At 43.5% G+C, this 13,332-nt stretch carries 12 protein-coding genes; 4 read left to right on the top strand and 8 right to left on the bottom strand.

Annotated features, from left to right (window positions below):
• Positions 1-57 precede the first annotated feature (57 nt).
• On the bottom strand, positions 58-1,050 hold the full coding sequence (locus F893_RS06865; protein ID WP_004730244.1) for an NAD(P)H-quinone oxidoreductase: 993 nt from the start codon (positions 1,048-1,050) through the stop codon (positions 58-60).
• Positions 1,051-1,180: 130 nt separating this feature from the next.
• Between F893_RS06865 and F893_RS06860 the strand changes: the two genes are divergently transcribed.
• The gene (locus tag F893_RS06860; RefSeq protein WP_004730246.1) at positions 1,181-1,525 is read left to right on the top strand and encodes a thioredoxin family protein; all 345 of its coding nucleotides are present in this window, start codon (positions 1,181-1,183) and stop codon (positions 1,523-1,525) included.
• A 69-nt stretch (positions 1,526-1,594) separates the two neighbouring features.
• Here F893_RS06860 and F893_RS06855 read toward each other — a convergent pair whose 3' ends face one another.
• The 3 genes from F893_RS06855 to cysD form a co-directional block, all read right to left on the bottom strand.
• A complete protein-coding gene (locus F893_RS06855; RefSeq protein ID WP_004730248.1) occupies positions 1,595-1,867 on the bottom strand; it encodes a hypothetical protein in 273 nt (90 codons plus the stop codon).
• Positions 1,868-2,012: 145 nt separating this feature from the next.
• Positions 2,013-3,629 carry a sulfate adenylyltransferase subunit CysN gene (gene cysN, locus F893_RS06850; protein ID WP_004730250.1) on the bottom strand — a complete coding sequence of 539 codons (1,617 nt, stop codon included), beginning with the start codon at positions 3,627-3,629 and terminating at the stop codon, positions 2,013-2,015.
• 165 nt (positions 3,630-3,794) lie between these two features.
• Entirely contained in the window at positions 3,795-4,709 is a 915-nt protein-coding gene (cysD, locus tag F893_RS06845) for a sulfate adenylyltransferase subunit CysD (protein ID WP_004730252.1), read from the bottom strand.
• Positions 4,710-5,032: 323 nt separating this feature from the next.
• Here cysD and F893_RS06840 point away from each other — a divergent pair, with 323 nt between their 5' ends.
• The 3 genes from F893_RS06840 to F893_RS06830 all read left to right on the top strand — a co-directional run bounded on the left by F893_RS06840 (position 5,033) and on the right by F893_RS06830 (position 8,270).
• Complete coding sequence (locus F893_RS06840) at positions 5,033-5,575, top strand: hypothetical protein (protein WP_004730254.1); 543 nt, start codon at positions 5,033-5,035, stop codon at positions 5,573-5,575.
• A gap of 315 nt (positions 5,576-5,890) precedes the next feature.
• The gene (locus F893_RS06835; protein WP_005251288.1) at positions 5,891-6,526 is read left to right on the top strand and encodes a YqiJ family protein; all 636 of its coding nucleotides are present in this window, start codon (positions 5,891-5,893) and stop codon (positions 6,524-6,526) included.
• A gap of 37 nt (positions 6,527-6,563) precedes the next feature.
• Positions 6,564-8,270: a flotillin family protein gene (locus tag F893_RS06830; protein ID WP_004730259.1), complete on the top strand. Its 1,707-nt coding sequence runs from the start codon at positions 6,564-6,566 to the stop codon at positions 8,268-8,270.
• Positions 8,271-8,333: 63 nt separating this feature from the next.
• On the opposite strand, the gene sucD is transcribed toward F893_RS06830, so the two are convergent.
• The 4 genes from sucD to odhB all read right to left on the bottom strand — a co-directional run bounded on the left by sucD (position 8,334) and on the right by odhB (position 13,318).
• Positions 8,334-9,224, bottom strand: coding sequence for a succinate--CoA ligase subunit alpha (sucD, locus tag F893_RS06825; RefSeq protein WP_004730261.1), 891 nt, complete (start codon positions 9,222-9,224; stop codon positions 8,334-8,336).
• 12 nt (positions 9,225-9,236) lie between these two features.
• Positions 9,237-10,403 carry an ADP-forming succinate--CoA ligase subunit beta gene (gene sucC, locus F893_RS06820; protein ID WP_005251285.1) on the bottom strand — a complete coding sequence of 389 codons (1,167 nt, stop codon included), beginning with the start codon at positions 10,401-10,403 and terminating at the stop codon, positions 9,237-9,239.
• Between the two features lie 170 nt (positions 10,404-10,573).
• Positions 10,574-12,004, bottom strand: a complete 1,431-nt coding sequence (gene lpdA / locus F893_RS06815) for a dihydrolipoyl dehydrogenase (protein WP_004279436.1) — start codon at positions 12,002-12,004, stop codon at positions 10,574-10,576.
• 99 nt (positions 12,005-12,103) lie between these two features.
• Entirely contained in the window at positions 12,104-13,318 is a 1,215-nt protein-coding gene (odhB, locus tag F893_RS06810) for a 2-oxoglutarate dehydrogenase complex dihydrolipoyllysine-residue succinyltransferase (RefSeq protein ID WP_004279435.1), read from the bottom strand.
• Positions 13,319-13,332: the final 14 nt, after the last annotated feature.

Below are 13,332 nucleotides of genomic sequence, written 5' to 3'. Positions count from 1 at the left end.
TTAAAATTAAAAAAAGCCAGTAAAATTACTGGCTTTTTTTGAATCACTTATCTCGTATTAAATAATTTCAACTACAACTTTACCCACATGCTCTCCAGTATCCATTGTGGCATGGGCATCCTGAATCTGATCGAACTTAAACGTTTTATAGATCATCGGGAGACATTCGCCTTTTGCCCACAATGGTGCAATCTGCTCTTTCAGGCCTTGTGCAATTTCCGCTTTTTCAGCCGTGCTGCGTGCACGCATGGTCGAACCGGTAATGGTCAGACGTTTCATCATGATTTGTCCGAGTTTAACTTCTTTGGCCTTAGCACCACCCAAGAAGGCGATATAGACCAGACGTCCATCACGGCGCAACAAATTTAAATTACGCTCTAAATAAGGTGCACCGACCATATCTAAAATAACATCGACACCACCATTGTCGGTAGCTTCATTAATAACTTGCTCAAAGTCCTGAGTTTTATAATTAATAGCCGTGGTTAAATCAGAAATCGCTGCAACTTTTTCATCTGAACCCACAGTTGCAAAAGTTTTAATACCAAGTGATTTACACAGCATCAAAGCAGTCGTACCAATCCCACTGGTTCCACCATGCACCAGTACCGTTTCCCCTGCTTTAGCCTGACCCATCTGGAACACATTAGCCCACACGGTAAAGAAAGTTTCAGGAATGGCCGCTGCCTGGACAAAACTTACGCCTTCAGGAATATTCAAGGTCTGGCTTTCTGGCACTACGCAATATTCAGCATAACCGCCACCATTGGTCAAACCACAAACCTTGTCACCAACTTTAAACTGACTTACATCACTACCAATCGCAACCACCTCACCTGCCACTTCCAGGCCAGGAACTGGCGTTACCCCTTTCGGCATCGGATATAAGCCTTGACGCTGCAGGATATCTGGACGGTTAATACCAAAGGCATGAACTTTCACCAGAACTTCATCTGCTTTAGGTTCAGGTACAGTCACCGTTTCATAAGCGAGTTTATCGACACCACCTGGTTCTGTAATAATGACTTGCTGCATGGTTTGTTGCGACATGATTTCTTTCCCTAATCTATGCATTTCATATATCTTGGACTTATTTGAACATAGTTAGCATGAGGAATGAAGCTACATCGGACTTATGTATAATCGGGGGACTATTCAGGAAATTGATAATAGGCCAACCATGATCCAAGTGATCGAATATAACGAAAACAATTACAGTGATTTTGAGTGGTTTGAAGGTTTTGCCGTGATTCGCTTTTATGCAGACTGGTGCAAGCCCTGTGTTCAGAATTTTCCGATCTTTGCCGAACTGGCGACATACTATGCTGAGGTAAATCCTGAAGTTAAATTTGGCAAGATCAATGTGGATCAGTCTCCGATTTTAACCTTGCGCTATAATGCCTATGGTTTGCCTTCTACGCTTATTTTTAGAAATGGAGAAATTATTAAAAGGATTGCAGGCGTGAAAAGTTTAACCGAAATGAAAGCAATTCTGGCCTTAGTCCTCAATGATTCTTATGAATAATTACCCATGTGAAGCCAAATCTAACAAAAATATTTCTTTTAGCTCACTATCTAAATACGGAGCCTTTAATTAACTACGCCCTTTATATTCCTTTACCATTCGATCACTCACATCTTCCGGATAACACAGCGGCGCATATCCGCCTGCACGATTATAAGCACTACGCTTACCACAACGACTACCATTACTTGCAGTATTGTAAGGACACGGACAATTTCCCGGATAATTCTGAATCGACTGCTGGATTATTTTTTGCTTGATTGCTTCAACGCTTTGGCTGCTCTGTTTGGCTTCAGCTCCAAAAGCCACACACAAGCCAGCCAGCAATATTAATTTTTTCATATATTCCCCAAATCTAGGGAGTATTGTATTAATTGACTAGTAAATTGAAAGATCACATTTTGACTAATCGAATGATTTTCATGCAATCAAAATTTAGGCAATAAAAAACCCGCTTTTCAGCGGGTTTCTTCAAATCAGTCCAGTCTTAAAGACGAACCAATTCCACAATCTTCTCAGCAAGTTCTTCAACTGTATCTACGGTTAAAGTCGTGTCTGTACCTTCAGCAGCATCGGTAATCACAACCACACCAGTTTCACGAACCAGTGCAACCTGCTCCGCATTCAAACATGCTTTAGCAATAGCAACGATCCCTTGCTGAATCAGCAAGCTTTCTAGCGCCTGAGCATTTTCCAAAGCTTTACCAGATACAGTCACCGCAGCAGGTTTTTGACCCAAACGTGCCGCACGTGCTTCTGCAGTGACAGGCTCATCGTGTGCAGACCATTCAACTGATTCTTCCACCATACCAGCACCAATCGTCACGTTATTCAAACGATCGATGAAGATAAACGAACCGGTGAAACGGCTGTCTTGATAACGGTCAAAGACCACTGGTGCATCAAATTCAACAGTCACATTGGCGATTGCATTTAGCTCAAGTTTATCCACCTGAACTTTTTCCAATGTGTTAACGTTGGTACGGTAATGAATTGCCGTTACTTTTGCCGGAACGGTTTGCGTACCAATCTTGATGTTGTACAGCTTACCCAGTACAAGTGGTTGATCTGCCATCCACACAACAGTCGCTTGAACTGAACGGGAAATATTTGGAACAGCTTGATCCGCACGAATTAACACGTTACCACGTGAAATATCAATTTCATCGTTAAGCGTTAAAGTCACTGCCTGACCTGCAACTGCATGCTCAAGATTGCCATCAAAAGTGACAATTTCTTTGACAGTCGATGATTTACCAGAAGGTAATGCTGTTACGGTATCGCCAACATTGATATCGCCAAGTGCGATCGTACCGCAGAAACCACGGAAGTCGAGGTTTGGACGGTTCACGTATTGCACAGGGAAACGGAAATCCTGCTTCGCTGAACTACGGTTAATTTCCACCGATTCAAGTGTACCCATCAGCGTTTCACCAGTGTACCATGGCGTATTGGCTGACTTGTTCACCACGTTATCGCCATTCAATGCAGAAATAGGCGTAAAGATGATATTGCTTGGTTTACGGTCGCCCAATTGTGCAACGAATGCCGCATATTCAGCCTGGATTTCATTGAAACGCGTTTCAGAGAATTCCACCAAGTCCATCTTATTGATTGCAACAATGATGTTCTTGATCCCGAGCAAACTCGCAATAAAGGTATGACGACGCGTCTGGGTTTGCACGCCATAACGCGCATCAATCAAAATGATCGCAAGGTCACACGTCGACGCACCTGTCGCCATGTTACGGGTATACTGTTCATGTCCCGGCGTGTCCGCGATGATGAACTTACGCTTTTCTGTCGAGAAATAACGATAGGCCACATCAATGGTAATGCCTTGCTCACGCTCTGCTTGTAAACCATCAACCAGAAGTGCCAAGTCAGGTGCATCACCTGTCGTACCGACTTTCTTCGAGTCACGGGTCACAGCCTGTAATTGATCTTCATAAATCAATTTTGAATCGTACAGCAGACGACCGATTAACGTCGATTTACCATCGTCCACGTTACCGCAAGTCAGGAAACGCAACAGGTCTTTATTTTCATGTTGTTTCAGATAGCCCAAGATATCTTGGCTGATTAAATCAGATTGATGAGACATCGCTCAAAGCTCCACATATTCTTTAGAAATCGGTTGTTTTGAATCTTTTTTTAATCTCCCTAAATCCCTCTTTAATAAAGAGGGACTTTATCTCCGTTCTGATTTAGGAGTTCCCCCTCTTTTTAAAGAGGTGAGCAGCATTGCTGCGCAAGGGGGGAGATTAAATTAGAAGTAGCCTTCCTGCTTCTTCTTCTCCATCGAGCCTGCTTCATCATGGTCAATCATACGACCTTGACGCTCAGAACTGGTTGCCAGTAACATTTCCTGAATAATTTCCGGCAAGGTATTGGCTGTAGATTCCACAGCACCTGTTAATGGATAACAACCCAAAGTACGGAAACGTACCGATTTCATTTGTGGAACTTCACCTTCTTTTAAAGGCATACGTTCATCATCAACCATAATAAGCGTGCCACTACGTTCAACCACAGGACGTTCTGCAGCCAAATAAAGTGGTACTAATGGAATACTTTCCAAATAGATGTATTGCCAGATATCCAGCTCAGTCCAGTTAGATAATGGGAATACACGAATACTTTCGCCCTTGTTCACTTTACCGTTATAAAGATTCCAAAGTTCTGGGCGCTGGTTTTTCGGATCCCAACGATGTTTCGAATCACGGAATGAATAAACACGTTCTTTCGCACGTGATTTTTCTTCATCACGGCGCGCGCCACCAAAAGCAGCATCAAAACCGTATTTATCCAGAGCCTGTTTTAAGCCCTGAGTTTTCATGATGTCGGTATATTTAGAACTACCGTGGTCGAACGGGTTAATACCTGCCTCAACCCCTTCTTTATTCTGATGCACGATCAAATCGAAACCATGGGTTTTCGCCATATTGTCCCGGAAAGTGATCATGTCTTTAAACTTCCAGCCTGTATCGACATGTAATAATGGAAATGGAAGTTTTGCTGGGTAGAACGCTTTTAGCGCAAGATGCAGCATGACCGCCGAATCTTTACCAATCGAATACAGCATGACCGGATTTTCAAACTCGGCAGCAACTTCGCGGATGATATGAATACTCTCAGCTTCAAGCTGTTTGAGATGAGTAAGTCTTTCCTCATTTAACGACATGGACAACACCAGCTTAGAAAAACGTGTACTTATGACACTTTTGAAAATTTATATTCATTATAGTGATTTACTTATCCTATCCATTGCTTGTTTTATGATATTGATATATCAAAAGCTCATATAAAAATTCATCAATAATGAATATCAGTTTTTATGAATCAATGATTTGCACAATTCAAGCGAGGGTATTGTGTGATATAGGTATATATTACCCTGTCGCTAAACCAATAAAATCCTAGGAAAATAATCTAAAGTAGTGGTTCTCAAATAGTTAAAAAATTACTAGAGTAAGACCCAATTCTCCCTATTGATATACTTCGTTTATGCCCTATAGCGCTTTTGATCTCACCACTGTAAAAACCCGTCTGGAACAGGCCCAGCTTGCTGGTTATATTTATCAGCATCAGCAACATATTCTAGTCTTGCAAGAACCTTTCAGTGATGATGGCAAGCCTTTAAATATCTATCTGCAACACGAGCTGACCGCGGATCAAATCGGATTACAGTTTGGTCTGCGTTTGCAAGAAGGTCATTGGGAATTCCTAATCGGCGTTACTTATAGCAACCAGAACGCAGCTTACGAAATTGGTGCTGGCAACCTAAAAGGTGATCAAAAAGCCTTTAATTTATTATATGCCTTTTATAATTATCCTAAAGCGTTCTATCTAGTGGCATTACCTTTGACAACCAACAGTCAGATTTTGGAGCAAACCTTGCAACAACAGCTTTTCAAGCAGCCTGATCTCGACTTCCTGAATACTGCAGTCAAGGTCAATCCTATGGGCGAACAGGTCAAATGGATGCAACACTATATTCTGCAACAGACTCTAGATATGAAAGTCCGGATTCAGACTGCCCTACTTTAAACTTGAACAGAAAAATTTGGAGATACTCAGGTCGATGTATCTCTATACTTTCTCAGGCAAGCACACACAGAATGCCATGCTATTCAGAATTCCTATTGCCACTATGGCATCACTTGCTCAAACATCCAGTTAGCTTCTTATAGTTTATTATTAATTTTAATAGTTCAATAATTATTAAATAATCAATATATTCAATCCTTGTTTATCGGGTTTTTTGTTATTTTTTTGCATACAAAATCAGTAATTACTGTTATCGTTATATCAATAAAAACTTTCAGACACTTTTCCTAAAAACATAATTATAGAGATAAAGAAATGTGGGAACTGTTTACGCATCCATCAAATATCGTATTTAGTATTAGCCTGAGCCTAATGCTGATGTTTGCTGCACTAGAATGTATTCTATTGCTGCTCGGCGGCGGCTCTCAGCATATCTTCGAACAGTTTTTACCTGAAGATCCCCTGCAACCAGAAATAAGCCCGGATCAGTCTTCGGGTGTTTTCAGCAAAGTATTTGACTGGTTATATCTGGGGCGTCTGCCTTTATTTATCTGGCTAATCATTTTTCTGACCAGTTATGGGTTAAGCGGTTTATTGATTCAGGGCATATTTGAGCGCCTGACCAGCCAGCTGTTTAATGTTTGGCTGATTTCTCCGGCCTGCCTGTTTCTGTGTATGCCTGTGGTGCGCTTTCTTGCCATGGCCGCCAGTAAGCTCCTGCCCCAAGATGAAACTTCCGCGATTTACAGTGATGAACTCATCGGACGTACCGCGACCATTATTCTGGGAGATGCCAAAGTGAATTCTCCCGCACAAGCCAAAGTCCGAGATCAACATGGCCAGACTCATTATGTTCTGGTTGAACCAGAAAACAATCAAATTTTAAATCAAGGTCAGAATGTAGTTCTAACCCACAAAACCAAGAACGGCTTTCAAGCCATTGCACTTTAATTTTATTTAGCTAGCACTCAATTGAGACTTTATAACAATGTTAACATTTGATTTATATAATATTTTAATTATTTCGGGAATTATTTTTGTGGCACTGGTGACTTTCGGTCTCATCATTGCACGCTTATACCGTCGTTCAAGCAAAGAAATTTCCTTTGTGCGTACCGGTTGGGGTGGAGAAAAAGTGATTTTAGGTGGAGGCGCAATCGTGCTTCCGGTGTTACATGAAATTATTCCAGTAAATATGAACACCCTACGCCTTGAAGTCCGCCGTGCTGATGATCAGGCACTGATTACCCGTGACCGGATGCGGGTCGATGTCATGGCCGAATTCTATGTCCGAGTCAAACCTACAGCAGATTCAATTGCCACCGCAGCACAAACCCTTGGTCAAAAAACCATGTCACCCAATGAATTAAAAAATCTGGTGGAAGGCAAATTTGTTGATTCACTGCGTGCAGTGGCTGCAGAAATGGCCATGGAAGAATTGCATGAAAAACGGGTCGATTTTGTACAAAAAGTCCAACAAGTGGTTTCAGAAGATTTGCACAAAAACGGTCTGGAGCTTGAAACGGTTTCCCTAACCGGACTGGATCAGACCGGATTTAAATACTTTAATCCACAAAATGCCTTCGATGCCGAAGGTCTGACCAAGCTCACTGAAACCATTGAAGACCGCCGTCGCAAGCGTAACCACATCGAACAGGATACCGATCTGGCGATCAAAACTAAAAATCTGGAAGCTGAACAGGCGCGCCTGCAAATTATTCGTGAAGAAGAATATGCCAAACTGCAGCAAGAACGTGAAATTGCCATTCGCCGAGCTGAACAACTGGCTGAAATTGCCGCTCAGGAAGCCGGCAAAAAACGTGAAGCAGAAGAAGCACAAATTGCCGCTGAACGAGAAGTCGAACTCAAGCGTATTTTGGCCGCCCGTGATGTCGAAAATGAAAATATTCAAAAGGCCCAGCTGATTCAAAAAGCACAGGTCGAGCAAAAGAAAACCATTGAACTGGCTGAACAGGATCGCGCCATTGCGATTGCGGAAAAATCACGTGCTGAATCTGAAGCTAAAGCTCAAGCCGATCAGGCACGTGCACAAGCGGTAAAAGCGGAAGAAGAAGTCATCACCGTACGTCAAATCCAGCAGGCAGAGCGTCAAAAAGCAGTTGAACTGGTCGCAGCCAAAGAACACGCTGAAAAAGATGCAATTGCCATTACAGTTGCCGCTGAAGCTGGCAAACAGGCGGCAGCAGATGATGCAGAAGCAGTGCGGATTGCGGCTGAGGCTGAAGCAGAAAAAGTCCGCCTGAAGGCCAAGGGTGAAGCGGATGCGAAAATTCTACTGGCTCAGGCAATGGAAAAACAGTATCAGGTCGATGCTGAAGGTACGCGTGCGGTCAATGAAGCCAATAACGTCCTGTCACCTGAACAGGTCGAAATGCAGATCCGTCTGGCCATGCTGAAATACTTGCCTGAAATTATCCGGGAAAGCGTCAAACCAATGGAAAATATTGATGATATCAAGATTCTCCAGGTGAATGGCCTACATGGCGGTCATGCCGGTGCCTGTCAGGCAGATGCCCATCATGAGAATGGTAATGTTGCCCTGTCAGATCAGGTGGTGAATAGCGCCCTACGTTATCGTAGCCAAGCACCGCTCATTGACAGTCTGATGAGTGAGCTTGGTATTCAAGGTGGTGATATCAACGGCATGACTCAGAGCCTTAAAGCTAAAACTTAAAAATAGAATGCGATATAAAAAGCTCCCATCTGGGAGCTTTTTATTACAGGTTTACTTTGGATATCAGGCCAAACCTTTATCTTTTAACACTTGCAGCATAGTTGAACCGAGTTCGGCAGGACTGCGCGTATAGGCCATACCCGCACGCTCAAAGGCAGCAAACTTTTCTTCTGCTGTGCCCTTACCACCTGAAATGATCGCACCTGCATGGCCCATACGTTTACCTTTAGGTGCAGTTACGCCCGCAATATAACCAACAACTGGCTTGGTCACATTCGATTGAATATATTCTGCGGCTTCTTCTTCCGCCGTACCACCAATTTCACCAATCATGATGATGGCTTCAGTCTGCGGATCTTCCTGGAACAGTTTCAAGCAGTCAATCTGGTTCATGCCTGGAATTGGATCCCCACCAATACCAATACAGGTCGACTGACCTAAACCGAGTTTTGTAGTTTGCGCCACAGCCTCATAAGTCAGTGTGCCTGAGCGCGAAATGATCCCGATTTTACCCGGCTGATGAATATGTCCCGGCATGATCCCGATTTTACATTCACCCGGCGTAATAATACCCGGACAGTTTGGTCCGATCAGACGTGTGCCATTACCATTGGTTTCCAGATAACGCTTGGCTTTGAGCATGTCGATGGTCGGTACACCTTCAGTAATCACCACAATTAACTCAATGCCAGAATCAACCGCTTCAACAATAGAATCCAGTACAAAGGGTGCCGGAACATAAATCACCGAAGCATCTGCATCAGTTTCTTTCACCGCTTCACGCATGGTATTAAATACAGGCAATTCCAGATGGGTTTGACCACCTTTACCCGGGGTTACACCACCCACGACTTTAGTGCCGTAGGCTAAAGCCTGTTCAGAATGGAATGTGCCGTTTTTGCCTGTAAAGCCCTGTACCAATACTTTAGTGTCTTTATTAACTAATACGCTCATGTTAGATACTCCTTAAGCTTTTACAGCAGCAACGATTTTTTCTGCAGCGTCAGCAAGACCATGTGCAGAAATCAATTTCAAACCTGATTCATCCAGTAATTTTGCACCCAGTTCCGCATTGTTGCCTTCGAGGCGAACAACCACAGGAACTGTCACATTTACTTCCTGAACCGCTGCAATAATTGCTTCAGCAATCATGTCACAACGTACAATTCCACCAAAAATATTAATCAATACACCCTGGACAGAGTGATCTGCCAAGATAATTTTAAAGGCTTCAATCACACGCTCCTTGGTCGCACCACCACCCACATCCAGGAAGTTGGCTGGTTGACCGCCATACAGCTTAATAATATCCATGGTTGCCATGGCAAGACCGGCACCATTGACCATACAACCAATGTTACCCTCAAGTGCCACATAGTTTAGATCAAACTCAGAGGCTTTTAACTCACGTTCATTTTCTTGAGACTTATCACGCAAAGCAGCCACTTCAGGCAAACGGTACAGTGCATTCGAATCAATTCCGATTTTGGCATCGACACACAGAATGTCGCCGTTTTCACGCACAGACAGCGGATTGATTTCGAAAAGTGCAAAATCATTGTCTACAAATGCCTGATAGGCAGCCGTCATGACTTTAACAAATTGATTGATTTGTCCATCTTTGAGTTTAAGTGCAAAAGCAACTTCACGCGCCTGAAATGGCATTAGACCAACTAAAGGATCAACCTCAACTTTAATAATTTTTTCAGGGGTTTCTTCGGCCACTTTCTCAATTTCAACACCGCCTTCAGTCGATGCCATAAAAGTGATGCGGCGAGTCGAGCGATCTACCACAGCGCCCAAGTACAACTCGCGCTCAACCGGATAAACATCCTCAGAAACTAAAATGCTATTGACCGGCTGACCATTGACATCAGTCTGATAAGTCACCAAGCGTGAACCAATAATCTGATTGGCATATTCAGCAGCCTCGGCAGCCGATTTCACCACTTTTACCCCACCAGCCTTACCCCGGCCACCCGCATGCACCTGTGCTTTCAATACTGCGAACTTTCCACCCAGCTGCTCGAAAGCATGCACCGTTTCATCGGCATTGGTGGCAAGTATTCCTTCCTGCACAGGCATACCATATTTTTTTAATAGCGCTTTTGCTTGATACTCATGTAAATTCATTGAATAACCTTTTATTACTTCTTTGCCTTGTTATAACCCACTAGCACCCAGACGTCCGTCAAAGCAGTACCAGCATTTCTTAAAATCGTTATCTTTATTTTTAGATGATTGTTCCAATAAAAACAACCATGAAATGTAAAAAGAGCGACCTAAGTCGCTCTTTTTTCAAATTACTTACGCTTACGTTGGATCGCGTGAATCGCACGACCATCAACTGCAAGTGCAGCTTCATGTACCACTTCAGAGAATGTCGGGTGACCGAAAGTCATCAACTGAAGATCTTCAACTGAAGATACAAACTCAAGCGCGATCATACCTTGGTGAACGATATCAGACGCAGCAGGTCCAATCACGTGCATACCGAGTAAACGATCCGTTTTTGCATCAGCAACAAACTTCACGAAACCGGCACCTTCACCCGCAGCTAAAGCACGACCGTTCACAGCAAAACCGAATTGACCCGTTTTAACTTCGTGACCTTTTTCAGTCGCTTGCTGTTCTGTTAAACCTACCCACGCCGCTTCCGGATGTGTGTAAATTACAGAAATAATGGTGTCATAGTTCACTTGTGCAGCATGACCGTGAATACGCTCAACCGCCATTACGCCTTCTTCCATTGCTTTATGCGCAAGCATTGGACCACGTACCAAGTCACCAATTGCGTATACGCCTTCAACTGAAGTTGCACACCAATCGTTGACTTCAACCAAACCGCGTTCAGTCAATTTAATGCCTGAATCATCAGCCAATAAACCTTCAGCATATGCGCGACGACCGACACAAACGATCAATTTATCGAAAGTTTCAGTTTTGTCTTCACCAGCTTGGTTATATTTAACCGTTACTTCACGACCATTGATTTCAGTACCTGCAACTTTTGCACCGATACGGATATCCATACCTTGCTTAGTCAACAGTTTTTGGAAGTCTTTTGCCAATGCTTTATCAGCCATTGGTAAGAATGCATCCATTGCTTCAAATACAACAACTTCAGCACCAAGACGACGCCATACAGAACCAAGCTCAAGACCGATCACGCCCGCACCAATTACACCTAAACGCTTAGGTACTTCTGGGAATTCAAGCGCGCCAGTAGAATCAACAATTAAGTCTTGATCTACAGGAGCCACTGGAATATTTACTGGTACAGAACCCGTCGCAAGAATCACATATTTAGGCTCTAAAACTTGAGTTTCACCTTCGTGAGAAACAAATTCTACTTTTTTACCTGCAAGCAGTTTACCCGTACCTTTTAACCACTCGATGCCATTACCTTTAAGTAACTGATCGATACCGCCAGTCAATTGATCTACAACTTTGTCTTTACGAGCCAGCATTTTAGAAAGATCGAATTTAACTTCACCAGTCGTAATACCATGGTCATCTAGATGTTGAACTGTATCTTCATAACGATGTGAAGAATCAAGTAAAGCTTTAGACGGGATACAACCGACGTTTAAGCAAGTACCACCTAAAGATGGTTTACCTTTATGAATACGTTTTTCGATACACGCAACTTTAAAACCAAGTTGAGCTGCACGAATTGCTGCTTCGTAGCCGCCCGGGCCACCACCAATTACGACTAAATCGAATTGAGACATGTTTATCTCCAACTAATCCCCCTTATTAATCCCCCTTTTCCAAAGGGGGATCTTCCCCTCTTTTTAAAGAGGGGTTAGGGGAGATTTTTAATGAATAAATTACAGATCAAGGATCAGACGCGCTGGCTCTTCTAACAATTCTTTGATTGTTACAAGGAAACCGACTGCTTCTTTACCATCGATTAAACGGTGGTCATAAGACAGTGCAAGGTACATCATTGGCAAGATTTCTACTTGACCATTCACCGCCATCGGACGTTCCTGGATTTTATGCATACCCAGAATCGCAGTTTGTGGCGTATTTAGAATTGGTGTAGAAAGCAATGAACCAAAAGTACCACCATTAGTAATAGTGAATGTACCGCCAGTCATGTCTTCGATGCCCAGCTTACCGTCACGTGCCTTGCCAGCATATGCACGGATGCCATTTTCAACTTCAGCATAGTTCATGCGGTCTGTATCACGAAGTACAGGAACCACTAGACCACGTTCAGATGAAACTGCAACACCAATGTCGTAGTAACCGTGATACACGATGTCATCGCCATCAATTGAAGCATTTACCGCTGGATAGCGTTTAAGTGCTTCAGTTGCTGCTTTAACGAAGAATGACATGAAGCCAAGACGCGCACCGTGACGCTTCTCGAATGCATCTTTGTATTGAGCACGCATTTCCATGATTGGTTTCATGTTCACTTCGTTGAACGTCGTCAACATTGCAGTTTCTTGAGTCGCTGCAAGTAAACGTTCAGCAACACGCTTACGAAGACGAGTCATAGGAACACGTTTTTCGATACGCTCGCCCACTGCAACGCTTAATGGTTGCGCTGCAGGTGCTGCCGGTTTCGCCTGATGATTTGCCACATCTTCTTTCGTGATGCGACCGCCACGGCCTGTACCTGCAACGTCAGCAGCTGCAACACCAGATTCAGTCAATGCTTTACGCACTGCTGGAGCCTGATCCTGTACTTGTTGACGTTCAACGATCGGTGCATTACCAGCTTCAGTTTGCGCAGCAGCTTGTTCAACTTTCTCTTCAGACTGAACTGCTTGAGTTTGCGTAGCGCCAGAAACAGCACCTTCTTCAAACTGTGCAATGACTTCAGCTGAAAGAACAGTATCGCCTTCACCTTTAATAATAGATGCAAGTGTACCGTCTGCAGGAGCAACAACTTCTAAAACAACTTTATCAGTCTCAATATCGCAGATCACTTCATCACGTGACACTGCTTCACCTGGTTGTTTGTGCCAAGTTGCGATCGTACCGTCCGCAACTGACTCTGGGAATACCGGTGCTTTAATTTCGGTTGCCATTACTTAGAATCTCC

The organism is Acinetobacter sp. CIP 102136 (assembly GCF_000369685.1).
Lineage (GTDB): Bacteria > Pseudomonadota > Gammaproteobacteria > Pseudomonadales > Moraxellaceae > Acinetobacter > Acinetobacter fasciculus.
The sequence above is the reverse complement of the archived record's forward strand: the minus strand, read 5'-3'. Positions and strand labels throughout refer to the sequence as shown.